The organism is Bacillus cereus group sp. BfR-BA-01310 (assembly GCF_022664325.1).
GTDB classification, from domain to species: Bacteria; Bacillota; Bacilli; order Bacillales; family Bacillaceae_G; genus Bacillus_A; species Bacillus_A paramycoides.
Genome location: NZ_JAKUHD010000001.1, coordinates 124457 through 150125 on the forward strand (window position 1 = coordinate 124457; position 25669 = coordinate 150125).

The window sequence follows — 25669 nt, forward strand, 5'->3', positions numbered from 1 at the left end:
GCTTGTTTGAATAGAAGGATTAAGAGAGCCGAGCCTCCACCGCCCCTCTTATACCCCATCTACTATTCACATTCATACCGGTAAATCTCCTTACCATATCCTCTATCAATTATTAAAATTTCATTTGGATACAATGTTTTATGCTCCATTCCCACTTCTTCCTCTGTAATAAACATCCCGTCAATAATCATCCCAACTACTTGCGATTCTTTCGCTACAAATATAGATTTCGATCCTTTTTTCGCTATTAATGTTACAGATTGCACAGTCTTTCTTTCTGCTCGAAATGGAATGCCAAAATAGTGTTTCCACCATTTATTTCTAAGTAACTCAGGTTCAGATTGGTAAAGCCAATCTTTCGCCACTTCTTGATCCCATTCGTAATATAATAATGCTTTCCGGTGAAACCTCGGACGAACAATCCATCCTAAAATCATAATTCCTACTATGAAAAGTAATAACGTGATCGGAATTACACATTTAAAAATGAGCGCATACTTCTCAAAAAACGGCGCATTTTCAATGTGAAGTGAAATCTTTTCTTTTACTTCTTGTAATTTTGAATCATTGATCGTGATGGTAGCTTCTACGGTGCCTGTATCTGTAAAATTGAATGTGTCGGAGTAATAGGGACGAGGATAAACGTAAATTTGATTACCATGCTGTTTTAATTCGTAGTTGATCGATTGATTAGATGTGACACCAGTAGATTTTAATAGTTTCTTTACAGCCTCTTCTGTCATCGGTTTATCATCTAACTGGGGCTGTAAAATAAATGGTTTACTATTTTCTAAATTTGTTACTTTTTCTTCATAATCTTTCGTAACAGTTTGAAGTGATAATTTCTGTTTTTCAGCTGTATCAATTTTGAATTCTTTCGTCTGCCTATAAAATCCCTTTATATTCATATGAACTTTCCCGCGTACTAACTCTTTTCCAACTTTTATTTCGTAATAAAATACATGCCTTTTATCGTCCCACTTCATCGGATACTGCTTCCCGTCTATTTCTACTTCTGCTTCAAAATAAGAAGACTGAATTGGTAGCTCAGTAGGCTTTGCTTCAATAACTGCCGTTACACCTTCGTACATTTTCTCAACAGTTTTTCTATCTTTATCATCTTTGTCATACGTAGAAACAGTATAATTAAGTGCCGGTTCAACAAGTACTTGTAACCCTTCTTTCTCAATGTCTTGATCCACTTCTATCGTATATGTCCCTGGCTTAATCACTTCCTGATTCGCCGTACTTACATGCACTATATTTCCGAATAATTTAGCTTCTCCTGGCGCATGTATGGAAAAAGAAGATTGTAGCTGTAACGGTTTAGAGATTTGCACAACTTGATAGTTAGACAAAGAAGGCGATTGTCGTACAAGTGTCATACGCTTTAATGGAAACGGCGTTGTAATCTCCACTTTTTTTCCGGATATTTTCGTTTTCACAATCGATTCAACAGAAGAAAATGGATCGCGATTTGCAACTAATGCTGCCACTTGATTCACACTTTTTACAATACCATCCTCTCCACTAGATGGCATCGTAACACCATTTATCTCTTTCTTCCATATTTCTTTAAAAGTATTTAGCTGCTCTTTTTCTTGCTGTCCTAAATCTTCTTCCATCGTTATTAAGACTGGATGTAAAGAAATCTTTTTTAAGTCCATTTCTTTCCTAAACTGTGCTAACTTCTGTGTAATTTGTTCTTTTCCGCCAACCTTATCTTTTTCTAAATCATTAAATGCCCCGTCAGTTAATACAATAAGCCAAAATTCACGTTTCCCATCTATATCCGCTTCCTTTTTTATTGATTGCATTGCCGTTTCTACTGCGCTAAACGGAGTATTTAAATACGTTTTCCACGCTCCAATTCCATCAATTTCTGTTTGCCTTTTATCCTTTGTTAAAGCAATATTTAGCGGATCGTTCGGTCGGCTCATTGGAACGTAAGAAAATTTATCTTTCTCGTCTAATAGTGCAACTAAACTTTGCAAAGCATAATTGGCATACTTCCAGCGATCGTTATTTCTCATGCTGCCCGAATCATCATATACAAGTGAAACGACCCTTTCCTTTGCCTCCTCTCCTTTTGCAAAAGTCCAAAAAGGATGTAACCATATAAATAGAAAAATCATGAATGTGGCACAAATTCGAATTTTCATGATGAGGCTTCGCCACCTTTGTAGACAAATTCCTATGTTTAAATTTATGAGAGGAAACAAGATATATGACTTGTATTTTAGGACAACAGTTCACAACAATAACATTATGTAAGAAAAGTTGAAATATCCCATTTTATATTTCGAGTTTTTTCCTTATTATATATCCGAAATAACACATAGCTTTCATACTTTTCCCCTTATAAATTCCACCATAAAGGTTTGATTTTCTACTCAATACAAAAAATAAAGAGCACGCTACTGCTAGCGCGCTCTTTATTTCTTCACATATACTTCAACAATCGGATTTTCCTTCTGATCTGCATGTAAACGTATATTCTCTTCACCCGCATTATAAATGCTAGCTAACAGCATAACCGTTAACAAATTAGGTATCTTCGCATCGCTTCCATATTTTCTTTCAAGTGCTTCCTTATATTCAAAATCCAAATCACCCTGCACATATGTATATACCTCAAAACCATCTTCCAAATTACTAACTACTGTATCTATAATATCCGCCCCTACTTGTTTCTTCATTTCACTTCGCAATGCTTCTATAAATTCTTCCCAAGGAACTTCGTACGTCTGAAATTGATCTGTAGATTTCATTTCATTTCCTCCTCACTATATATGCTGTTCATATATTTCCCCTTTTCTATAACAATTATAATAGGTAGGTCATTCATACAAGCCGCACTTGTCCCCCCTACATATCGTATTACTGTAATGCGAAGGAGGAAAGAACATGCATAGACAAAAATGTTATGATACATGCCAACGTTATTTCGGTAAAATGGTTCGAATTGAAGATCTTGATGGTCGTATCCATTTAGGAAAAATAATAGACGTGACAAATGATTCTGTTTGGATCGAGCCGGTACAAAGACGGTCATCTTTTGATACAGGATTTGGATACAATGACGCATATCCAGACGGTGGTTGTGATATTTGTGGCGGTCTTAGTAGATGTGACAGCTGCGGCTTCGGATTTGGCGGTAGCTGGGGCGGCGATGGTTTCAGCGGTGGTTGCGGCGGTGGTGGTTGTGGCTGGGGCGGCGGCTGGGGCGTTGAACTTGGATTTGGTTTTATTTTAGGAATTACTTTGGCTGCATTATTTTTCATCTAACATAGTAAAGAGTTGACTATCTTTAGCCAACTCTTTTTTCTATTTTTCACATATAAAAATACGATGTCCTAAAATATGTTGATACATAAGCAGTACTTGTTCGTGTTGCACCCACGCCTCATACAATTCTTCTGGAATAAACGGTGATACATTCCACTCCGGCTCTTCCATATGTCCTGCAACTGTTTCTGCAATGGTACCGCCACCCGCAATTGTAATTTTTTTAAAATTTGCTGCTTTAAATAAATGAATCCACTCATCCTCAGTTAATAATTCTTTCATTCCATATAATTGTACGATTTTTTCTTCCTCATTTTTCCCAATATGGCTTTCGATAATCATTTCAATCACAACAAGCTTTCCATCCTGCTGCAATACACGATAACATTCCGGAATAACCTTTTCTTTATTCGTAAAAGCGAGTATAGATTCTCCGAGTATAAGCTCAAATGAATCATTTAAACAAGGCAATCTTTCTACATCTCCTTGAATTAATTGTATATCTAAACCTTCAAACAACCATCTATCTTTCGCTTTTTGAATCATAATTTCATTCTTTTCAACTGCTGTTACTTTATAACCAAATGCTTTTGTCATATACGCCGCTGTTTTCCCCGTGCCGCAACCTATCTCAAGAACATTCGCTCCCTGTCTAAGTAGCAATTGAGATAGCAATTGTTTCGTTAACGTAAAGCCACCAGGATGTGCACTCCCTATTCCGTAATAAGCTAGAAAATCGATGTACGTATTTCGTTTCATGGGATTCTCCCTTTTTTATTTTATATATTCCAGGAAGGAAGAAAAGTGCATAGAAAAAGGGCGCATTGTGCGCCCTCTCTCTTACTTATCATCAGAAATATATGCCCATTTGTAGCTGTAATCTCCACCAACTGGATGGTGAATAATGCCTTTTACTTTTGGTCTTTGAACGATAGCGTCACCACGTTGATATAATGGTGCAATTGCAGCATCTTCAAGTAACATTTTCTCAGCTTTCAGTAAGCCATCCCAACGCTCTTTCGTTTTCGTTAATAATTCGCCTTTCCCTTTTTCTACAATTTCATCATATTTCGGATTTGAATATCCTGTTTGGTTATGAGTGCCATTTGTAACAAACATATCAATAAATGTCATTGGATCTAAGTAGTCAGGCCCCCAACCAGCATAAGATAAATCATAGTCTTGATCTGTTTCTAGCTTTAATTTTTGTTTAAACGGCTGGTTTTTCAAATTAACTGTTAATCCTGGTAAGTTCTTCTCAAGCTCTCCTTTTAAGAATTCCCCTACTTTTTTCGCGTTATCGCTATCATAGTTTAATAACTCTACCGTTACTTGGTCTTTTCCAAGCTCTTTTTTCGCTTTTTCCCAATGCTCTTTTGCCTTTTTCACATCTGTTTTTAAAATATCTCCGTTATCTTTACGGAAGTCTTTTCCATCTGGACTTTTCGCAAATTCTTTTGGTACTAAGTAATCTGCAGGTGTAGATCCGTCATTTAAAATAACATTCGTTAAGCCTTTTTTATCATACGCCATCGCAATCGCTAAGCGTAAATCTTTGTTCTTTAATACTGTATCTTGACCACCACGTTTTTGGTTCAAACGTAAGAAGTACGTTGAAGGTGTTTTTTGTGTAAAGAAATCCGGATTTGATTTATATTTGTCAACAAATTCAGATGCAAGTGCCGCACGATCAATTTGTCCACTTTCATATAAGTTTACACGTGTACCGCTATCTTTTACGACATTAAAGTTAATTTCTTCTAACTTAACTGTTTTATTATCCCAGTATTGTGCATTTTTCTTTAACTTCCAGCCTTGTTCATGTTGCCAACTTGCTAATGTAAACGGCCCGTTATATAACGTTGTATCTGCTTCTAAACCGTATTTTTCTCCTTTTTCTTTTACGAATTTTTCATTTAACGGATAGAATGTTCCGAATGAAGTTAATTCTACAAAGTAAGGAACTGGATTTTCTAATTCTACTTCTAATGTGTAATCATCTACAGCTTTTACTCCTAACGTATCAAGCTCTGCTTTTCCTTCATTAATTGCTTTTGCGTTCTTTAAATCAAACATAATGTATGCATATTCCGCTGCTGTATTTTTATCTACTGCACGTTTCCAAGCAAACACGAAATCTTTTGCTGTTACAGGTTCTCCATTTGACCATTTTGCATTTTTATTTAATGTAAATGTATACTTTTTACCATCATCACTCTTTTTATATGATTCAGCAACTCCTGGTGTTGCTTTATTATCTTTATCAAGTCGATATAAACCTTCCATTACGTTGTTTAAAGCAAGGAACGATACTTGGTCTGTCGCCTTTGAAGAATCCATAGATGGAATCTCTTGGCTATCTGTTAAATTAAGTACTTGCTTTGCTGCTAATTTTCCGCCCTCTTTTTCACCACTTTTTGGCGTTGTGCTTGCCTTATCTTTATCACCTGATCCTGAGCAAGCTGTTAGTGCCATACTCATTACTAAAACTGGTGCTACAACCGCTGTTAATTTTTTCATCTTTTTTCTCTTCATTTTTTGTACCCTCCCCAATTATATGTACGCTACTAACTTTGAGAGATTTTCTATCAACTTTCGTTATCAGAAAATTCTTATTAATTAATATTCTACTATTTTTTTGAGTTTTGTAAAGTATTTTATGAATTTTCTAAAAATTTATTTTTTTATGATAGTAACTTGTTATTTTGCTATTACTACTATATGAATTATCCCCCATCTACTATATGTAAACATACCACCTCTTATTCTTCTCTATTGCTAAGTTCTATATTTTTCTTATCAATATGAAATCTCTACTTAACATTCATCTAACCAACTACCGCATTCCTTCTAATATCCTACAGTAGAATTTTGAAAATAACCTCAAATTTCATGGGCCTTATTCTCTTATACATACTAAAAAAAGCATTTCAAAAGCAGCTTAGTCACTTTTGAAATGCTTTCATATTATTTTTTCCCGCCATCCTCAGTTACATACGCCCACTTAAAGCTATATTCTGGACTAATGTTGTGTTTCACAATTCCTTTTACATTCGGTTTCATTACATACGCTCTTCCTGTTTGATATAAAGGAACTAACCCTGCATCTTCTTCAAGGAATAATTTCTCTGCTTTTCCTAACGTTTCCCAGCGCTTCTTCGCATCACCCATTAATTCATTACCTGCTTGTTCTACCATTTCATCGTATTTTGGATTTGAATAACTCATTTGGTTGTATGGGCTCTTCGATTCAAACATATCAATAAATGTCATTGGATCCGCATAGTCTGGACTCCAACCTGCATAAGAGATTTCATAATCTTGTGCAGTCTCTAATTTTAATTTTTGTTTGAACGGCTGAATTTTCGTATTAATCGTTACACCTTTTAAATTTTTCTCAATTTGATCTTTAACATAATCAGCAATCTTTTTCGCAGTTCCATCATCATAGCTTAGTAATTCGATTGTAACTTGGTCTTTTCCAAGTTCCTTTTTCGCTTCTTCCCAGGCTGCTGCGCCTTTTTTCGGATCATATTTCAGACCATTTTTAAATGTATCTTGGTAATCTTTACCGTCAGGTCCTGTTGCAAGCCCTTTCGGAACCAATTGATCCGTTGCTTTTGATCCATTATTTAAAATTACATTCGCCAATCCTTTTTTATCAACTGATAATGCAATTGCTTCACGAAGTTTTTTGCTCTTTAACGGTGTATCTTGTCCGTTACGCTTTTGATTTAAACGTAAGAAGAATGTACTTGATTCTGCATACTCACCGTATTCATCTTTATTCGATTTATATTTATCTACGAATTCTCCTGATAGTAATGTAAAGTCAATCGATCCTGTATCATATAAATTGACTTTTGTAGCTACTTCTTTTACAACACTGTAATTAATTTCTTCTAATTTCACAGTCTTGTTATCCCAATACTTATCATTTTTCTTCAACTGCCATCCTTGTTCATGTTTCCATGAAGACATAACGAACGGCCCGTTATACACTGTTGTATCCGCTTCCAAACCGTATTTATCCCCTTTTTCTTTTACGAATTTTTCATTTAACGGATAATATGACGGGAATGCTAATAAATTTAAGAAGTACGGTACTGGTTTTTCTAATTCTACTTCTAGCGTGTAATCATCTACCGCCTTTGCTCCTAATTCAGTTACAGGTTTTTCTCCTTTATTAATCGCTTCTGCATTTTTAATATAGTAAGCGATAAACGCATATTCTGCAGCGGTGTTTTTATCAAGTAAGCGCTGCCATGCAAACACAAAATCTTTCGCTGTTACAGGATCACCATTCGACCATTTCGCATCTTTACGTAGTTTAAATGTATATTTTTTGCCATCCTCACTTTTCGTACTAGATTCTGCCGCAGCTGGGATTGGCTTATTATCTTTATCAAGACGATATAAACCTTCCATCGTATTCCCTAAAATTTGTGACCCTAACGTATCAGTAGATTTAGAAGTATCCATCGTCGGAATTTCTTGGTTTTCTGTTCGATTTAAAACTTGCTTCGCAGCATATTTAATATCTGACTTTTTTTCGTCCCCACCACTAGACGTCGTAGTCGTTTTCTTCTCCCCGCCAGATCCAGAACACGCAGTCAACGCCATGCTCATTGCTAATACTGGCGCTACAACCGCCGTGAACTTTTTCATCTTTTTCTTCATTCTTGTACCCTCCCCAATTATATGTACGAAACTAATTTTGATAGACTTTCTAATAACTAGTTATCAGAAAATTCTTATTAATTAATATTCTACTAATTTTTCTTGTTTTGTAAAGTATTTTTAAAAATATTCAAAAAATTTATTTGATAGTAACTACGTATTTTACAATTACTACTATACGAATTCCCCTCCATCTACCATATATAAGTACCCTTTTCCTTTTCCTTACGCTTATTCATTTGTTTAAATTTAATCTCATAATAAAAAAGCATTCCAAAAGTAAGTAGTCTACTTTTGGAATGCTCTATCATTTTATCTTCCTATTGTGGACAGTAATATTCCCACTACAAAAAATCAGCTAAGGAACTTGTATATATCCACTTAAAGATAGCATCACTGTTTAAAATTATTTCCCATCTTTTTCAGTCATATATGCCCACTTGAAGCTATACTCTGGGCTAATGTTATGATGAACAATGCCTTTTGCATTTGGTTTTTGAACATATGCATCACCACGTTGGTATAAAGGAACAAGCGCTACATCTTGTTCAAGAAGTAATTTCTCAGCTTTTCCTAGCTCTTCCCAACGTTTTTTCGCATCACCCATTAATTCACCGCCAGCTTTTTTGATCATGTCATCATACTTCGCATCAGAGAAGCTCATTTGGTTATGAGAATGCTTAGACTGGAACATATCTAAGAATGTCATTGGATCTGCGTAGTCAGGTCCCCAACCAGCGTATGATAAATCATAATCTTGCTCTGTTTCTAATTTTAGTTTTTGTTTGAATGGCTGAAGTTTAATATTAACTGTTACACCTTTTAAATTTTTCTCGATTTGGTCTTTTACATATTCCCCTACTTTTTTCGCATTACCAGTATCATAGTTTAATAGCTCAATTGTAACTTGATCTTTACCAAGTTCTTTTTTCGCTTCATCCCAAGCCGCTGCTGCTTTCTTCGCATCTGGTTTGATACCATTTTTAAATGTTTCTTGGAAGTCTTTACCGTCTGGTCCAGTTGCTAGTCCTTTCGGTACTAAGAAGTCCGCTGGTTTAGATCCGTCATTTAAAATAACGTTTGCTAAATTCTTCTTATCGATTGAAAGTGCGATTGCTTCACGTAATTTTTGGCTCTTTAATGGTGTATCTTGTCCACCACGTTTTTGGTTCATACGTAAGAAGTAAGTACTTACTTGTGAATAAGTTCCAAACTCATCTTTATTGTTTCTATATTTATCAACGAACTCACCTGATAAAAGTGCGGAATCAATTGCACCTGTATCATATAAGTTTACTCTTGTAGCTACTTCTTTTACTACACTATAGTTAATTTCATCTAATTTTACAGTCTTTTTATCCCAATATTGATCATTTTTCTTTAGTTTCCAGCCTTGCTCATGTTTCCAATCAGTAAGAACGAACGGTCCGTTATAAACTGTTGTATCAGATTCTAAACCGTATTTATCCCCTTTTTCTTTTACGAACTTTTCATTTAGTGGGTAGTACGATGGGAATGAAACTAAGTTTAAGAAGTAAGGTACTGCTTGTTCTAATTCAACTTCAAGCGTATTGTCATCTACCGCCTTCACTCCTAATTCAGTTACAGGTTTTTCTCCTTTATTAACCGCTTCTGCATTTTTAATCGGGAATGCGATAAATGCATACTCAGCAGCTGTTTTTGGATCTAATAGACGTTGCCATGCAAATACGAAATCTTTCGCTGTTACAGGATCACCATTTGACCACTTTGCATCTTTACGCAGTTTAAATGTATATTTTTTACCATCGTCACTCTTCGTGCTTGACTCTGCTGCTGCTGGGATTGGTTTATTGTCTTTATCTAAACGATATAACCCTTCCATTGTGTTCCCTAAAATTTGAGAACCTAATGTATCTGTATTTTTCGAAGTATCCATTGTTGGAATTTCATTTGTTTCAGTACGATTTAACACTTGCTTTGCCGCTAACTTTTCTCCAGACTTACTATCTCCACTAGAGCTAGAATTTGTACTTGTCTTCTTATCCCCACCTGTAGAACATGCTGTAAGTGCCATACTCATTGCTAAAACTGGTGCTACAACTGCTGTTAGTTTTTTGATTTTTTTCTTTTTCACTTTCTGTACCCTCCCTAATTCTTAACGATCTCATTTAAGAATTTTCTGATAATTTTGTTTTTCTTTATATATTTATCAGAAGATTCTTATTAACTATTATTCTACTAATTTTTCGAGTTTTGTAAAGTGCTATTATTGAAAATTTTTAAAAAATTATTTTTTTACAGTAATATTCATAAAAATTCCATATTCTTTTGAAATACTGTACATCATTGAATTATACGTATTGATTTAATAGTCTTTATGTCCCCAAGCCATAAAGAACCTGTAAATTATTGTTAATAAATAATGCATATCATCATAAACCTCTTTCCTACAAAAATAAAAAAAGTCAGCAAAGCTGACTTTTTTATCCGGCTATTCTCTCTCTCTTCATTTCTTCTAACACTCTCGTATACTTCTCATCATTGAATTCATTTTCACTTTTTGCAACAACTATAGTCGCAATACCGTTACCAATTAAATTAACGATTGCTCGCGCTTCTGACATAAAACGGTCAACCCCAAGTAAAAGTGCTAATCCTTCTAATGGGATAACATTCATCGCAGATAAAGTAGAAGCTAATACAATAAATCCTCCGCCCGTTACCGCTGCTGCCCCTTTCGATGTAACTAACAAAATAGCTATTATAGTTAATTGTTGGCCTAGTGAAAGATCGACATGAAAAACTTGCGCTAAAAATATTGTTGCCATAGATAAATAAATCGTTGTTCCATCTAAGTTAAAAGAATAGCCAGTTGGAATAACTAAGCCTACTACTGGCTTTGAACATCCGAAGTCTTCCATCTTTGTCATCATACGCGGTAATACAGATTCTGATGAAGATGTTCCAAGAACGATTAATAGTTCTTCTTTAATATGTACTAAGTATTTCCATAAGCTAAATTTATAAAGCTTACAAATAAAATTCAAAACGATAAAAACAAATAATGCCATTGTCGCATATACGCAAATCATCAATTTACCTAATGGTATTAAAGTACCTATACCGTATTTCCCAATTGTAAACGCCATTCCACCAAACGCTCCAACCGGTGCTAGTTTCATAACAATCGACAAAATATTAAAAAATACTTTCGATAATCTTTCAAAAAAGTCGATAACAGGTTGACCGTTTTTTCCAAGCATCGTTAAACCTGCTCCAAATAAAATGGAGAAGAACAACACTTGTAAAATATCACCTTTTGCGAATGCCTCGAACATATTAGAAGGTACAATATGTAAAAAGAAATCCATCCATTTCATTTCTTGTCCACTTTGTACATATTGCGAAACATCACCGCCCTTTAGCTTTGAAGGATCTAACCCATCGCCAGGACGTACGACATTCGCTACGATAATACCAATGATAAGAGCAAAAGTTGTAACAATCTCAAAATATAATAACGCTTTCCCACCAACGCGTCCTACTTTTTTCATATTCCCCATACTTGCAATACCAAGCACAATTGTTAAAAAGATAATCGGTGCAATGACCATTTTAATCATATTAATGAACGTCTCACCAATTGGTTTCATTTGTTGTCCGACACTAGGCCAAATCGCTCCTACTGCAATACCACAAATAATTGCCACAATAACTTGGAATGTTAAATTCTTTACAATTTTCATTTTCAATACTCCCCTGTTTCTTTCATTTCTCCCATACTATTTCAATTAATGATAATCATTTATTCTATGTGATAGCCCCCTTGCTATTTAACTTGCACCCCTTTATTATGTTACACTATTATATAAAATTTTTAAATAGTATATAATATTTAAATGTAAATGTTATACTATTAAACAAAACAAAAAGCAGATATAACATCTGCCTTAATTTCCCTCAATTCGCTTCTCACTTAATCCAAGATGTGTTCTAAGTGTATTACTCAAATTTTGTAAGTCTGTTTTATTAGGATTATAGTAATATACACGTTGTCCATTTGGACCATTAGGTAAATATAAATCATCACCGGCAAGTTGAATCTTCTCAACTGGACAATCTAAACCATATTTATAAAAAGATAACATATCCTCCAATGCTAAATTTGTTTTAAAATCACCATCGACAGCCTCAACCATTTTCTCCAGTTTTGTAATAGACCCTACACTTTTTAATTTACTTAAAATCGCTTCAATGACAAGTTGTTGGCGCTGCCCCCTCATTGCATCACTATCAATATGACGAGTTCTCACCAAAGCAAGTGCTTCTTCTCCCGTTAATTTTTGAACCCCTTTTTTCAAGTGAATTGCATCAGGTTCATCTTTACTATTTTGTTCAGTAAATTCAACAGGGACATCTACTTCAACACCATCGAGCCCATCAACAATTTTAATAAATGACCCAAAATTAAATTTCACAAAATAATCTACCGGTACTTGCAGTAACTTTTCTACTGCCTCAACAGAAGCTTGTGGTCCTCCATCTTTTCCGTTTTTAACGAAACCACTTCCATATGCGTGTGTTATTTTATCTTTTTTCTTTTCGATTGGAACATATGTATATGTATCTCGTGGTATACTAGTTAACTTCACTGTCTTATCGTCTTTATTAAAAGTAGCTAACAATAATGCATCTGTATGAAATGCACCGTTATACTCCTTTTGACGTTCTTGATTTTCATCAATTCCCATAATTAAAATTGAAACGTTGTGTGTAATTGGCTTTACAGCTTTCTCGCGTAAATTTGATTTTTCACCACGCGCTAAATTCAAATTTGATTTTTGTACGATATTAGAAGTCTTCATATATACATAGGTACCATATCCAACTCCACCAAATAGTAATACTCCTAACAATACACTTATTATCGTTGTCTTTTTATATTTTCGTTTATTTTTCTTTTCTCTTGAAGGAGAGGTATTCTCCATATAGTTCCCTCCGTTTTCTATTCATCTAATATGTTTTTCAACTTTTCATAATTAGTGCTATCCTTTTGAAATACATTCTCTTTCAATCCTTTGTTTATTTGTATCCATTCAGTCGTAATCGAATATTGAATCATACCTTCATGGAAACTAAGGAACTTCAACATAATTCCTGTATTTTTCTCTACAACCATTTCAAACTTCCCTCTCAAATCTTCAGATGTACTTACAGGCATTTCTATGTTTATTATCCCTTCTATTTTGTAGCAATCTAATCCAAGATACTTCGTCTCTCTATAATTCCAATCTTTATACCGAATTAATAAATCAGCGAATTCTGATTGAATGCTATATTTGGCTTGCCCTACATACTCATCGTCGTATCGTTTTTTCTCACCTGATTTTCTAAATAGCCTTTCCGTAGGACTTAATTTTAATAGTTCATTATTTCTTTCTTTTGGGCTCCATCTCGTCTCTTTATACGTATTATTCCCATCATTAAACTCTTTTTTTCTACCCTCGTTATATATAATCGTTCTTTTTTTCGACAGTTTATCTTCTTTAGATGAAATACCACTTTGTTTCTCCGTATCAATCGCATATTTATATGTTGTAGCAATTCTTGTAGAGCTAGAATATTCCTCGAATTGCCCTAAAACATTTTGGAAATGATCAATTGAATCAAGCATCTTTTGATGAAGCTTTTCCTTATCTGGATAATTGGCGTTCGACTTTATTTCTTCTTCATTCTCATAATCAGAAAACGCATTCTTCTTTACGTAATTAAACACTCCTCCATTTTGCGCAAAGCTCTGTATAGAAAACTCAGACATAGATACAATTGACAGCGTTAGAACAGCGGCACTAATAAACATCATATGTACTCTATAACTCTTTCTTTTTACAGGAAGATTATGAAGTGTATCATTAATTTTTTCGTTTAGTGCCTGTGGCAATACAGTATTATCCTTCTCTATTCTCTTTTTTAATTTTTCATCAAATGATTTTTCTTTATCCATTTTAACCACCTCCTACTCCATCTTTAATCGCTCTTCTAATTGTTCCCTTGCACGTGACAATCTTGATTTAACCGTGCCTTTTGGAATTTCTAAAAGCGCTGCAATACTTTCTTGATTCATATCTTCATAATAATAAAGTACGGTTACAGCTCTTAGTTCTTCCGTTAAAGACTGAATAGCATTACAAAGATCAATATCTTCATATCGATCGAAGGCCACCATATTACTATCATAATCCTCAATTACTATTACTTTTTTATAAGAGCGAATTATATTGTTACACTCATTTATTAAAATTCTAATTAGCCAAGTTTGAAAAAACGCTTCCTTTTTCAGTTTTTTTATATTTTCATAAGCTTTTAAAATTGTTGCCTGCATCGCATCCTCTATATTCGTCTCATCATGTAACATCGCCTTCGCAATGCGATACATCTTCACTTTTTCTGTATGTATAAGTGCCATGAAAGCCTCATGATCACCCTTTTTAGCTAAAGAAACATCCGTTTCTTCTTTTACAATCATCTTATATAAAGGAATTACTTTCACAATTGGTCCTCCTGTTTCAGCCTCTCTTCAAATTCAACTTTACACTTATTAGACGGAGTAGCCTATAAAAAGGTTCACTTTTTTGAATATTTTCACAAGAATAAAGGCAAGCATTCAATTTTGACTATCTACTTAGATATTACTCTAAAAAATATCCCTTTGAATTTACAAACAAAAAAGCCCACTTTCACAGTGGACTTTCTAATCTACAAAGGTAAATCCCTCTTCCTAAACACTACAATTGCTATTATAAAGAGACAAAGCGCTCCGGCAGTTAAACCTACGCTTACTGGCCATATATGATACGTTCCTTCTGCAATTTCTTTCGGACGAAACAACGTAAATAATGATATATTTCTCATCCATTCTAACTTATCACTTAATTTCCCTACCATATCTAACATGAAAAATAAGATTGTTAAACTTGCTGAGTAACTAAGTGCTTTTCTTTCATCATTACATATACAAGAAAATAAAAATGAATAGGCGCTAACTACTAAAAACACAAGCCCTCCGACTATATTTATTTTTAAAAATAACTCTTTATTTAAGTTATTATCTTTTAAAAACCATTCTGCACCTAATATACCCGCTACGTAAGTAACAAATACGATAATTAGTAGCCCCAATATGAGAACCGTAGCTTGTGTAATTGCAATTTTCACCCTAGATACAGGTGTTGCTAGCAAGTATGCCATCGCTCCTTTATCTACATGCCGAGCAATTAAATGTGTTGCAACTGTGACGCAAAAAATTGTTAAAATGATAATAAACAATAGGCTATAGTACTCACCAGCTAAAAAATCCATTACATTTTGAATTGGGCTTTCCATACCAACGATTTTTTTTACACTATCAGGCATGGCACTTATTAATTCATTTAAGCCTTTCGCTGAAACCATCGATGGAAATATCCAAATTAATAACCATAAATAAAGAGCTGCACCAGTAGCATAACTCCATATACTTTTTTGCGTTTCTTTCAAACTAGCTAAGAATAGTTGTTTATTCATGCTTTACCCCTTCTTTCTGATCGTAATAATGCATAAATAAATGTTCTAAATCCGTCGCTCTCGTTTGAAGTGCCGTTACATTATAGTTTGATAGTATTTGTAAAACAGTTTGATAGTTTCCTTGCACAATAATTGATGCTGTTTTCCCTTTCACAGCCTCGAATTGTAAATTTGATTGTGTAAGTGACTGTACTTCATCTTGAGATGATACTGTTACATCTATTACTTGTCTTCGCATTCCTTGTAAATCGTGAATATCTTCAACCGTTACGAGACGTCCATCTTTAATAATAGCTACTCGGTCACATGTACGTTCAATTTCAGTGAAAATATGCGACGACATAAGAATCGTTTTCCCTCTTTGTTTTTCTTCTAATATTAAATCTATGAATATTTGCTGCATAAGTGGATCGAGCCCTGATGTTGGTTCATCTAAAATTAATACTTCTGGATCATGCATAAATGCAGCAACTATTCCTACTTTTTGTTTCATTCCTTTAGACATTTTTCGGATCGGTGTTTTCACATCAAATTGCAGACGTTCTATTAATTCATCGCGTCTCTTCGTTTCCTTTAACCCGCGCATACCTTGCATCAAATTTAAAAACTCTAGTCCATTCATTCCTTCAATAAAAGAAATTTCTCCTGGTAAATAACCAACTTCTCTTTGAATTTTCGCTGCCTCATCCCAGCAATCTAATCCGAAAATTGTTGCTCTACCAGCTGTCGGTTTTATAAACCCCATTAAATTACGAATAGTTGTTGATTTTCCAGCTCCATTTGGCCCTAAGTAACCGAATACTTCCCCTTCTTTCACTTCAAATGTAATATCAAACAAGCCTTTCCCATTTGAAAACTGTTTTGTAACATTTTGAACTGAAATCATAAACCCACCTCATTTTTTGAAATATTTGATTGATGATATTTCAAAATCATTGTACTCCTCATCCTTCATATTCGCAACAACTTTTTGAAATATTTATATGTCCATATTTCAAAAATATTGTTTTCAATTATCTTTTCTTGTATATTTTAATTGAGGTGATTAAATTGAATGGCTTTGAAAAAGTGAAAGAAAAGAAAAAACGTGCCATTAAAGATGCGGCTTTCGAATTATTTTCTGAACGTGGATTTAATGAAGTGAAAATAGAACATATCGCGAAAGAAGCAAACGTCTCTCAAGTGACAATTTATAACCATTTCGGTAGTAAAGATGCCCTATTTAGAGAGTTAATTCAAGAATTTATACAAAGTGAGTTTCAATACTATACAGAGCTTGCTGTTGAAAATTTGCCTTTTCACGAAATGATGCAAAAAATGATCGTACGAAAAATGGAAACTGGCGGATTATTTCAACCTGATATGCTACTACAAGTGATGCAAAGAGACGAAGAACTTCGGAAATTTGTTTATAGCTATCAAAATGAAACTATACTCCCTTGGTTTTTAGAACTACTAGAAAAAGCGCAGCAAAAAAATGAAATTAATCCTCACCTTTCAAAAGAAATGATGCTACTTTACATTCAAATGTTTACTAAGTTAGGTGATGACTTCGGAGCAAAGCTTCTTGAAGGAGATCGAGAAAAACATATACAAGATATCGTTACGATGTTTTTTTATGGACTTTCCGTTCCCCAAAAATAAAAAAAGACACGAAATCGTGTCTTTTTTTATTTCACTGAAATTGCTCTGCCAGTTTCACTACTTTCAATTGCTAATTGAATAAGCTTAATAACTTCCAAACCTTCTTCAGCTGTTACTGGTGGCTCTGCACCATTTAATATACTATTTCCAATCTCTTTATAATACATTTCATAACAGCCGACTTCTGTTGGAATACGTTCTAACTTTTCTTCCGTTTCTAAAATAGCAAAGTTCGCTTCTTTATCTGTTCCATAACCACTATCGCCCGGCTTTATACCATTCTTTAATTGTTCTTCCTGCGAATCCATACCGTATTTCACGATAGAACCTTTATCTCCATGAAGTGTAAAATGTGGGCCTGCTTGTTTTACGTAACTACTACTATGTAAAATAACGCGCTTTACTCCATAGTGAAGTACAACATGGAAATAATCATCTATTTCCGCACCTGGTCGTTGTTTTATTACATCTGCACTAATTGCATCTGGTTTACCAAATAGAGATAATGCTTGATCCATTAAATGTGAACCTAAGTCATATAAAATTCCTGACCCTGGTAAATTCTTTTCTCTCCAGCGATCACGTACATGTGGGCGAAAACGGTCAAAATGCGCTTCATATGCATATACGTTCCCTACTCTTTTTTCTTGTAATAATTTCTTTATCGTTAAAAAATCATTATCAAAACGACGATTGTGATACACACTTAAAACGACATTATGTTGCTTCGCTAATGAAATCAGTTCTTCGCCTTCTTCAATTGAAACAACGAATGGTTTTTCCACAACAACATGCTTACCGTGTAAAATTGCTTCTTTTACATATGGAAAATGAGTTGTATTCGGCGAAGTAATGACAACTAGGTCAATATCCGCTCGATTTACTAATTCATCAATTGTGCCAACGACTTCAGTATTTGGTAATGCTTGTTTCACTACTTCTTCTTTTGATGATAAAATAGCACGAATATCATATGCTTCTATCGTTTGTAATAACGGGATGTGAAATGTTGTACTAGAAAATCCAAACCCTACAATCCCTACACCTATTTTTTTCATGCTGCCCCTCCATTTATGAGAACGATTTCATTACATTATTATAACAAGATTATTTTCATATACATAATAATTTACTTTAGAAAAAAGGAGCCCTAAGGTAATCTTTTTCAAAAAATAAAATAGTATATGAGCGCTTTGTGAACCTCTCCACCTAAATCATAGATTTTGATGGAGCATCCTTCATCATAAATACGGTTAACTCGAGCATTTTCACACCGTTGGTACGACCGCCTGAAGAAAACTAATGAATGTAGATAAGGATTGCTGTGTTCTGGCTGAAACTTGAGGTACTTTTGCCTCGAGTTTCAACTTTTTCTTTTCAGAAAAAGCTTTAAGATGCTCACGTAAGAAATAACGTGCGCCTATATTGTAAGCTGCATTTAAATCAGCATGATAGACCTTGCCATTTTGGAATGTTGCGAGGTCTTTTTTATGATTACGTACAACTTCACCTGAGCCATCGTAGGCTAGTTTGCTAGTATTTGCAGCATTTACCCGACGAATACGAATTCCTCGGTAGTGCGCCATTTGTTTTACTTTATTTTGAATGCCATTTTTGCACCAATGGTGCAATTTTTGTTTGAGTCGTTTGGCTCCGTAAGTGTTAGGTGAAAATTTCATTTTCCCTAAAAATTCGAATACAATCACATCAGCATGGTGCTGTTCCGCAAAGTTTACGATGTGACGAGCTGTATCTATCATGATATGTTTTTGTAGACCGTTTATCTTTCTCCAAAGGTTAGGAGCGGAAATATACCCATATTTCTTTTGTGCGATTTTTACATTCTTACTCATTCGATCCATCCGGTCTTTTTCTACTGGCTGGTTAATAAATGTACGTCCAATGACAGTTCCATCGGAACGAATGGCAGAACATACCGCAGAATTGGTCATTCCAAGGTCCACGGAAATAATCGTTTGGTCTTTTATGTTTGTTTTATTTAACGGCATTTTCTTCTCATAGGAGATAGCTAGGTAGTATTTCTTACCACTTTTTATCAACTTTGGATTGCATTCTTTCCAATCTGAAACGCCTCTCTTTTCTAAATCTATTGGTGTATATGTAATATCTACCCAAACCCAATCTTTTTTTATAAATAACTTTAATTTCGCTTCATGGTTACTTCTTTTTTTAAACATATTACCGCGGTAGAACACAGGAAATTCATTGTGTTCAAGTTGAAAAGAAGGTGGACGTTTTGAAAAACGTTTTCCCTCTTGTTTCGCTTGTTCTTTTTCTTCTACCCAGTTTTGGAGTAAGGAACGATAACTTTTCACTTTTCCGAAGGCGGAAGCGATAGCCGCGCGCCTGAAATAACTAGGAAACTTGTAAAATTGTTGGTTGAACTCTTTATATTTAGGAAGTGGGTTTGTTTTCGTCGTATGCGTCAACATTTCCATGGCCGGTACGATTCCTTTTGTGTTCCAATCGTCCAAACTTAAAAATTCTTTATCAATAACTTTCATAAAATACGAAAGTGCTTCATTAAAAATTTGAATCGTTGGTTCAAAGATGTTTGTTTGATTTGTTATTTTATGTTTTAACGTTTTAGATTTTGTCGTGGACATCCAACAAACCCTCCTTCCTTTTCGTATTTGAGTATGTTAAAAATGTAACCTATATTAATTTAGTTGTAAAATAATAAGGGGTGGTTTCATGCATGAATTTAACAAGAATAGACAAGCAATATATAAACTAACATATCATTTAGTTATAGTTACAAAATATAGACATCCTTGTATCAATGAAAACATAAAAAATAGGCTCGAGGAAATTGCACACAACCTATTTACAAAGTGGAATTGTACAATTATTGAAATGAACGGTGAAGAGGATCACATACATATCCTGTTTGATGCTCCGTCACAAATTCACTTAGCTAATGTTGTGAATAGTTTTAAAACAGTTACTTCCCGCTATATACGAAAAGAGTTCCCCGATGAATTGAAACCTTTTACTGGAAACCGTATTTTTGGAGTAGAAGTTACATGTTACTCACAACGGGAGGCGCACCAATTGAAGTTATACGTACGTACAAAGAGAATCAAGAGAAGTAAATTACAGAAGGCTAACCTCCACTAAATCGAAGATTTTGAAGAGGAATGCGCCTTCTTATTTTTGGTTCAAATATATCGACCGCAACTCCAAATATATCGTTTTACCGACACAAACTGACAATAACAGTAACGTATTAATAAGAAAAGGATGTTCCAAAATAACTTTTGGGACATCCTCTTCCTTTATTCCGGTCTTTTCTTCGTCCACGTTTCCACTACTTCACCAGTATCATTAACATCTAGTACTAAACTACCATTGCTATACCGGTCTTTATTTCGAAACGCCTTCGGATCAATTTCTTCTACAATGTGTTTCTCTGTCTTCATGTAAACTAATTCATCATCTCGAACAATTTCAATACCGACAATGCGGTACGGATTACGTTTTAACTCTTTGAAAATAACAAGACCTCGCTTCGCCCTCGTTGATTTCTCAATTTCTGATGCCTTTATACGTTTCACAGCACCTCGCTGCGTAATGAGAATAAGTTGATCTTTGTCACCATTTAACGGTTTACCAGAAGCAACATAGTCATCTTCTTTTAAATTAATTGCTTTCACACCAGCCGCCCTTACACCAACTGGACTTACTTCTTCTTCATTGAATACAAGTGCATATGCACCATGTGTTGCAAGAACAATATCACTTGTCCCATCTGTCGCAAATATATCGACAACTTCATCATCTTTTTTCAAGTTTACAGCAACAAACGCCCGTGAATAACGCTGAACTTTATATTGATTTAATTCTGTTTTCTTAATCATACCGTTTCGTGTAACAAATACGATAAATCGTTTTTCTTCCTCAAAGTTCGGTACGACTGTCGCCCAGATAATCATTTCATCCCGCTCGAGTGATACAAGATTCGCAACGTGTTGACCTAAATCTTTCCAACGAATTTCTGGCATTTCATATACAGGAAGATAAATATAATTTCCTTTGTTCGTAAATAAAAGAACGGTTTCTGTCGTGTTTGTATCGAAACGCTCAAGTAAGATGTCACCCTCTTTCATACCGAAGTCTTTCCCGTTCGATGCATTATGCGAACGCCAACCTGTTCGTTTCACATATCCTTCTTTCGTTACAGTAACGATGACATCTTCTTGCGGAATCATAACTTCCACATCGATTTTAATTTCTTCAATTTCCTCTTCAATTATCGCACGGCGATCATCACTATATGTTTTCTTTACTCTCTTCAAATCTGTTTTAATGACTTGAAGAAGTCTTTTTTCACTTTGTAAAATTGACTGTAACTCTATAATTTTCTTATTAAGTTCAGCTGCTTCTTGCTCTAACGCTGTAATATCTGTATTCGTTAAACGATATAGTTGCAGTGAAACAATTGCTTCTGACTGCGCCTCTGTAAATCCAAATTTCGCACTTAAATTATCTTTCGCATTACGCTTATCTTTAGACCCACGGATTGTTTCAATCACTTCATCTAAAATTGATAATGCTTTCTTTAAACCTTCTACAATATGTTGACGACTTTCTGCTTTTCTTAATTCATATTGCGAACGTCTCGTAACAACTTCTTTCTGATGCCCAATATATGCATCCAAAATCTTAGGTAATGTCATAAGTGTTGGACGACGATTATTTATCGCTACCATATTAAAGTTGTATGGAATTTGTAAATCTGTATTTTTATATAAATAATTTAAAATACCTTCAGCATTCGCTTCTTTTTTTAATTCTACAACGATGCGAAGACCTGTACGGTCTGTCTCATCACGCACTTCAGCAATTCCATCTAGCTTTTTATCTAGACGTAATTCATCCATTTTCTTAACAAGGTTCGCTTTATTTACCTCGTACGGAATTTCTGTAATAACGATTTGTTGCTTCCCGCCACGAATCGTTTCAACTTCTGCTTTTCCGCGAATAATAATTTTGCCTTTCCCTGTTTCATACGCTTTTTTAATGCCATCTATCCCTTGAATAATACCACCTGTAGGGAAATCTGGTCCTTTAATAACTGTTAACAAGTCATCCACAGAACTATTCGGTTGATCGATACGCATCATTGTAGCATCAATTACTTCTCCAAGATGATGCGGTGGAATTTCTGTTGCATAACCAGCGGAAATCCCTGTAGAACCGTTCACTAATAAGTTCGGGAACATTGCCGGTAATACAACTGGTTCTTCACTCGTATCATCAAAGTTTGACACAAATTCTACTGTTTCTTTATCGAGATCACGTAATAACTCTGATGCGATTGGTGATAAACGGGCTTCTGTATAACGCATTGCCGCTGCTGGATCCCCATCAACACTACCGTTATTTCCGTGCATTTCAACTAAAACATTACGTACTTTCCAAGTTTGACTTAAACGGACCATCGCCTCATATACAGAGGAATCACCATGTGGATGGTAATTACCAATAACGTTACCAACTGTTTTAGCTGATTTACGAAACGCTTTATCATGTACGTTTCCTTCTACATACATAGAGTATAAAATACGTCTTTGTACCGGTTTTAAACCGTCACGCGCATCTGGAAGCGCGCGGTCTTGAATTATATATTTACTATAACGTGCAAAGCGGTCACCTAACACGTCTTCAAGCGGGAGGTCATGAAACTTCTCTGCCTGCATGTTATTCCACCTCCGTCTCCATAATCATTTCGTTTTCTAAAATATTTCCTTCTTCTTGCATACCAAATTGTACATTACGCTCAATCCATTTACGACGCGGTTCTACTTTATCACCCATCAATGTAGTCACACGGCGCTCCGCTCTTGCTGCATCATCAATTTTCACTCGGATTAATGTACGCGTTTCAGGATTCATCGTCGTTTCCCATAACTGATCCGCATTCATTTCACCAAGTCCTTTATAGCGCTGCAACATATAGCCTTTACCGACCTTTTTCGTTACACCATCTAATTCTTCATCAGACCATGCATATTCAATCACTTCACTTTTCCCTTTTCCTTTACTTACTTTATATAAAGGTGGAAGTGCGATAAATACTTTACCAGCTTCGATAAGTGGTTTCATATATCTGTAGAAAAAAGTTAATAACAATACTTGAATATGAGCTCCATCTGTATCGGCATCGGTCATAATAACAACTTTATCGTAGTTAATATCTTCAACAGCGAACTCATTTCCTACGCCGCCACCAATTGCATAAATAATTGTGTTAATCTCTTCATTCTTAAAAATGTCAGCAAGCTTTGCTTTTTCCGTGTTAATTACTTTACCACGTAATGGTAGCACCGCTTGGAAACGACGATCTCGCCCTTGCTTTGCTGAACCACCAGCCGAGTCACCCTCTACTAAATACAATTCGTTTTTCTGAGGATTACGTGATTGTGCAGGTGTTAACTTCCCGCTTAAAGTACCTTCTGATTTTTTCTTCTTCTTACCAGTACGTGCTTCTTCTCTCGCTTTACGAGCAGCCTCACGTGCTTGCGCTGCTTTAACTGCCTTTCTCACAAGAAGTGTAGCTACATCCGGATTTTCTTCTAAAAAGTAAGCTAAATGCTCAGATACAATGGCATCAATTGAAGAACGCGCTTCACTTGTACCCAGTTTCCCTTTCGTTTGCCCTTCAAACTGAAGTACTTCTTCTGGTACACGTACAGAAACGATAGCCGCTACACCTTCACGAATATCTGTACCTTCTAAGTTTTTATCTTTTTCTTTTAATAGTGAAACTTTACGAGCATACTCATTAAACACACGTGTCATCGCTGTTTTAAATCCAGCTTCGTGTGTTCCACCGTCTTTTGTACGTACGTTATTTACAAACGAAAGAATGTTTTCTGAGTAGCCATCGTTAAATTGAAATGCTAGCTCTGCTTCAATTCCATTTTGTTCACCATTAAAATATACAACCGGATGAATTGAATCTTTTTCTTCGTTTAAGTATGAAACGAAAGCTTCAATTCCTGTTTCATAATGAAAGACATCTTCTAAATCATTTCGTTCATCTTTTATTGAGATCTTCATCCCTTTTAATAAGAATGCAGATTCACGTAATCTTTCACATAATGTTTCATAATTGTAATTTGTTGTGCTGAAAATTGTTGTATCTGGCTTAAAATGCATTGTCGTACCAGATTCTTTCGTTTTTCCGATTTTCTCTAACGTCGTTGCAGGAATACCACCATTTTCAAAGCGTTGTTCATAAATGTTACCATCACGCTTAATCGTTACTACTAACCATTCTGATAAGGCGTTTACAACTGATGCCCCAACACCGTGTAAGCCACCACTCGTTTTATAACCTCCTTGGCCAAACTTACCACCAGCATGAAGTACAGTTAAAATAACTTCAGGTGTCGGTTTCCCAAGTTTATGCATTCCTGTAGGCATTCCTCGCCCTTTATCAATAACACTAATACTATTATCTTTATGTATTACGACAGAAATTTCGTCGCCAAATCCCGCTAACGCTTCGTCAACGGAGTTATCTACTATTTCATATACTAAATGATGCAATCCACGGCTATCCGTACTCCCGATATACATACCCGGGCGTTTTCGAACGGCTTCAAGTCCTTCTAACACTTGAATTGCATCTTCATTGTATTGGAACTGATGCTTTGCCAAACTCCTTGCCCCTTTCCTAATCAAATCAGAACATATGTTTCTATTATAGAATAACGCCTCGACTATAGTTTTGGCAAGTTATCTTATCTCTTTTATATACCATTTTCAATAGAAAAATCCTTGTTTTTTTCACAAGGATTCCTCTAGGCTACTATTTCAGAAAAATAATCGTTTGTCAACGAGAAATGGATATGTATTCCAAGATTACACATTCCAAACCTTAATCATGATCCAAATGATCAATATCCAAAACGGGATAACAAGTAACAATCCCCAAAAACAGCCTTTAAAAAATCTCATGATGAACACCTCGTTCATCGGCCCTATTCATACTTATATAGGGCTGAATCAATCTTTCTATCTTTAAAATCTATACTATTTTGTCATCGCATGCTCTACTTTAATACAACGATCCATTATTACAGTATAGCCTTTTTCTTGTAAAAGTTTATATGTATCTTCATCTTGTACTCCTAATTGTGCCCAGAAAACATCTGCATCAATCTCTACAAACTCTTTTGCAACATCCATTAAAAATTCTGAGCGACGAAATACATTTACGATATCAACATGTTCTTTAATATCAGTCAGTGAAGAAACGGCCTTTTCTCCAAGCACTTCATCTACTGTTGGGTTTACTGGAATAATGCGGTACCCAGCATCTTGCATTGCTTTTGAAACCATATATGATGTACGTTCTGGCTTATCTGATAATCCAACAACTGCAATCGTTTTGCTTTTCTTTAATACTTCACCAATTTCCGTACGAGTTGGGTTTTCAATTGTCATAATTAATCCCTCCTATACCTTTAGTATATCCGAT

General features: G+C 35.0%; 20 protein-coding genes. 3 read left to right on the top strand and 17 right to left on the bottom strand.

What is annotated here, in order from left to right; genetic code table 11:
- Window positions 1–62 precede the first annotated feature (62 nt).
- Entirely contained in the window at window positions 63–2162 is a 2100-nt protein-coding gene (locus MR109_RS00640) for a vWA domain-containing protein (protein ID WP_242270573.1), read from the bottom strand.
- Window positions 2163–2435: 273 nt separating this feature from the next.
- Window positions 2436–2771 (bottom strand): hypothetical protein, encoded by a 336-nt coding sequence (locus tag MR109_RS00645; RefSeq protein WP_071718064.1) that lies wholly within the window; start codon window positions 2769–2771, stop codon window positions 2436–2438.
- A gap of 136 nt (window positions 2772–2907) precedes the next feature.
- On the opposite strand from MR109_RS00645, the gene MR109_RS00650 reads away from it, so the two are divergent.
- On the top strand, window positions 2908–3288 hold the full coding sequence (locus MR109_RS00650) for a hypothetical protein (protein WP_098305001.1): 381 nt from the start codon (window positions 2908–2910) through the stop codon (window positions 3286–3288).
- 39 nt (window positions 3289–3327) lie between these two features.
- Here the strand turns inward: MR109_RS00650 and MR109_RS00655 are convergent, their stop codons facing one another.
- The 10 genes from MR109_RS00655 to MR109_RS00700 form a co-directional block, all read right to left on the bottom strand.
- A complete protein-coding gene (locus tag MR109_RS00655; RefSeq protein ID WP_242270574.1) occupies window positions 3328–4047 on the bottom strand; it encodes a class I SAM-dependent methyltransferase in 720 nt (239 codons plus the stop codon).
- 81 nt (window positions 4048–4128) lie between these two features.
- A complete protein-coding gene (locus tag MR109_RS00660; protein WP_178939189.1) occupies window positions 4129–5823 on the bottom strand; it encodes a peptide ABC transporter substrate-binding protein in 1695 nt (564 codons plus the stop codon).
- 432 nt (window positions 5824–6255) lie between these two features.
- Window positions 6256–7968: a peptide ABC transporter substrate-binding protein gene (locus MR109_RS00665; protein WP_071718070.1), complete on the bottom strand. Its 1713-nt coding sequence runs from the start codon at window positions 7966–7968 to the stop codon at window positions 6256–6258.
- Window positions 7969–8374: 406 nt separating this feature from the next.
- Window positions 8375–10084 (bottom strand): peptide ABC transporter substrate-binding protein, encoded by a 1710-nt coding sequence (locus MR109_RS00670; protein WP_141548766.1) that lies wholly within the window; start codon window positions 10082–10084, stop codon window positions 8375–8377.
- A gap of 349 nt (window positions 10085–10433) precedes the next feature.
- On the bottom strand, window positions 10434–11696 hold the full coding sequence (locus tag MR109_RS00675) for a dicarboxylate/amino acid:cation symporter (RefSeq protein ID WP_071718072.1): 1263 nt from the start codon (window positions 11694–11696) through the stop codon (window positions 10434–10436).
- Between the two features lie 204 nt (window positions 11697–11900).
- On the bottom strand, window positions 11901–12938 hold the full coding sequence (locus MR109_RS00680; RefSeq protein ID WP_242270576.1) for an LCP family protein: 1038 nt from the start codon (window positions 12936–12938) through the stop codon (window positions 11901–11903).
- A 17-nt stretch (window positions 12939–12955) separates the two neighbouring features.
- Window positions 12956–13954: an anti-sigma factor gene (locus MR109_RS00685; protein WP_071718074.1), complete on the bottom strand. Its 999-nt coding sequence runs from the start codon at window positions 13952–13954 to the stop codon at window positions 12956–12958.
- Window positions 13955–13966: 12 nt separating this feature from the next.
- The gene (locus MR109_RS00690; RefSeq protein ID WP_071718075.1) at window positions 13967–14500 is read right to left on the bottom strand and encodes an RNA polymerase sigma factor; all 534 of its coding nucleotides are present in this window, start codon (window positions 14498–14500) and stop codon (window positions 13967–13969) included.
- A gap of 206 nt (window positions 14501–14706) precedes the next feature.
- The gene (locus tag MR109_RS00695) at window positions 14707–15513 is read right to left on the bottom strand and encodes an ABC transporter permease subunit (RefSeq protein WP_071718076.1); all 807 of its coding nucleotides are present in this window, start codon (window positions 15511–15513) and stop codon (window positions 14707–14709) included.
- Entirely contained in the window at window positions 15506–16399 is an 894-nt protein-coding gene (locus MR109_RS00700) for an ABC transporter ATP-binding protein (protein WP_048371361.1), read from the bottom strand. The genes MR109_RS00695 and MR109_RS00700 overlap by 8 nt, the downstream gene beginning before the upstream one ends.
- 155 nt (window positions 16400–16554) lie before the next feature.
- Here MR109_RS00700 and MR109_RS00705 point away from each other — a divergent pair, with 155 nt between their 5' ends.
- Window positions 16555–17157 carry a TetR/AcrR family transcriptional regulator gene (locus MR109_RS00705; RefSeq protein WP_242270578.1) on the top strand — a complete coding sequence of 201 codons (603 nt, stop codon included), beginning with the start codon at window positions 16555–16557 and terminating at the stop codon, window positions 17155–17157.
- A 26-nt stretch (window positions 17158–17183) separates the two neighbouring features.
- On the opposite strand, the gene MR109_RS00710 is transcribed toward MR109_RS00705, so the two are convergent.
- Together MR109_RS00710 and MR109_RS00715 are read right to left on the bottom strand one after the other, a co-directional pair.
- Window positions 17184–18215: an oxidoreductase gene (locus tag MR109_RS00710; protein WP_071718078.1), complete on the bottom strand. Its 1032-nt coding sequence runs from the start codon at window positions 18213–18215 to the stop codon at window positions 17184–17186.
- 210 nt (window positions 18216–18425) lie between these two features.
- Complete coding sequence (locus MR109_RS00715) at window positions 18426–19784, bottom strand: RNA-guided endonuclease TnpB family protein (RefSeq protein ID WP_242270579.1); 1359 nt, start codon at window positions 19782–19784, stop codon at window positions 18426–18428.
- Between the two features lie 88 nt (window positions 19785–19872).
- Here MR109_RS00715 and tnpA point away from each other — a divergent pair, with 88 nt between their 5' ends.
- Window positions 19873–20298 carry an IS200/IS605 family transposase gene (gene tnpA, locus MR109_RS30525; protein ID WP_472926438.1) on the top strand — a complete coding sequence of 142 codons (426 nt, stop codon included), beginning with the start codon at window positions 19873–19875 and terminating at the stop codon, window positions 20296–20298.
- A 158-nt stretch (window positions 20299–20456) separates the two neighbouring features.
- On the opposite strand, the gene parC is transcribed toward tnpA, so the two are convergent.
- From parC to MR109_RS00735, 3 genes are all read right to left on the bottom strand, one after another.
- Window positions 20457–22880, bottom strand: coding sequence for a DNA topoisomerase IV subunit A (gene parC, locus MR109_RS00725; RefSeq protein WP_071718080.1), 2424 nt, complete (start codon window positions 22878–22880; stop codon window positions 20457–20459).
- Window position 22881: 1 nt separating this feature from the next.
- Complete coding sequence (gene parE, locus MR109_RS00730; RefSeq protein ID WP_071718081.1) at window positions 22882–24846, bottom strand: DNA topoisomerase IV subunit B; 1965 nt, start codon at window positions 24844–24846, stop codon at window positions 22882–22884.
- A 375-nt stretch (window positions 24847–25221) separates the two neighbouring features.
- Entirely contained in the window at window positions 25222–25635 is a 414-nt protein-coding gene (locus MR109_RS00735) for a CoA-binding protein (RefSeq protein ID WP_048371369.1), read from the bottom strand.
- Window positions 25636–25669 lie beyond the last annotated feature (34 nt).

Coding starts and splice junctions, on each gene's coding strand:
- MR109_RS00700 (WP_048371361.1), bottom strand. CDS start 16,399: ATGATTTCAGTTCAAAATGTTACAAAACAGTTTTCAAATGGGAAAGGC.
- MR109_RS00645 (WP_071718064.1), bottom strand. CDS start 2,771: ATGAAATCTACAGATCAATTTCAGACGTACGAAGTTCCTTGGGAAGAA.
- MR109_RS00695 (WP_071718076.1), bottom strand. CDS start 15,513: ATGAATAAACAACTATTCTTAGCTAGTTTGAAAGAAACGCAAAAAAGT.
- MR109_RS00650 (WP_098305001.1), top strand. CDS start 2,908: ATGCATAGACAAAAATGTTATGATACATGCCAACGTTATTTCGGTAAA.
- MR109_RS00735 (WP_048371369.1), bottom strand. CDS start 25,635: ATGACAATTGAAAACCCAACTCGTACGGAAATTGGTGAAGTATTAAAG.
- MR109_RS00640 (WP_242270573.1), bottom strand. CDS start 2,162: ATGAAAATTCGAATTTGTGCCACATTCATGATTTTTCTATTTATATGG.
- MR109_RS00710 (WP_071718078.1), bottom strand. CDS start 18,215: ATGAAAAAAATAGGTGTAGGGATTGTAGGGTTTGGATTTTCTAGTACA.
- MR109_RS00665 (WP_071718070.1), bottom strand. CDS start 7,968: ATGAAGAAAAAGATGAAAAAGTTCACGGCGGTTGTAGCGCCAGTATTA.
- MR109_RS00715 (WP_242270579.1), bottom strand. CDS start 19,784: ATGTCCACGACAAAATCTAAAACGTTAAAACATAAAATAACAAATCAA.
- parC (WP_071718080.1), bottom strand. CDS start 22,880: ATGCAGGCAGAGAAGTTTCATGACCTCCCGCTTGAAGACGTGTTAGGT.
- MR109_RS00655 (WP_242270574.1), bottom strand. CDS start 4,047: ATGAAACGAAATACGTACATCGATTTTCTAGCTTATTACGGAATAGGG.
- tnpA (WP_472926438.1), top strand. CDS start 19,873: ATGCATGAATTTAACAAGAATAGACAAGCAATATATAAACTAACATAT.
- MR109_RS00660 (WP_178939189.1), bottom strand. CDS start 5,823: ATGAAGAGAAAAAAGATGAAAAAATTAACAGCGGTTGTAGCACCAGTT.
- MR109_RS00685 (WP_071718074.1), bottom strand. CDS start 13,954: ATGGATAAAGAAAAATCATTTGATGAAAAATTAAAAAAGAGAATAGAG.
- MR109_RS00680 (WP_242270576.1), bottom strand. CDS start 12,938: ATGGAGAATACCTCTCCTTCAAGAGAAAAGAAAAATAAACGAAAATAT.
- MR109_RS00675 (WP_071718072.1), bottom strand. CDS start 11,696: ATGAAAATTGTAAAGAATTTAACATTCCAAGTTATTGTGGCAATTATT.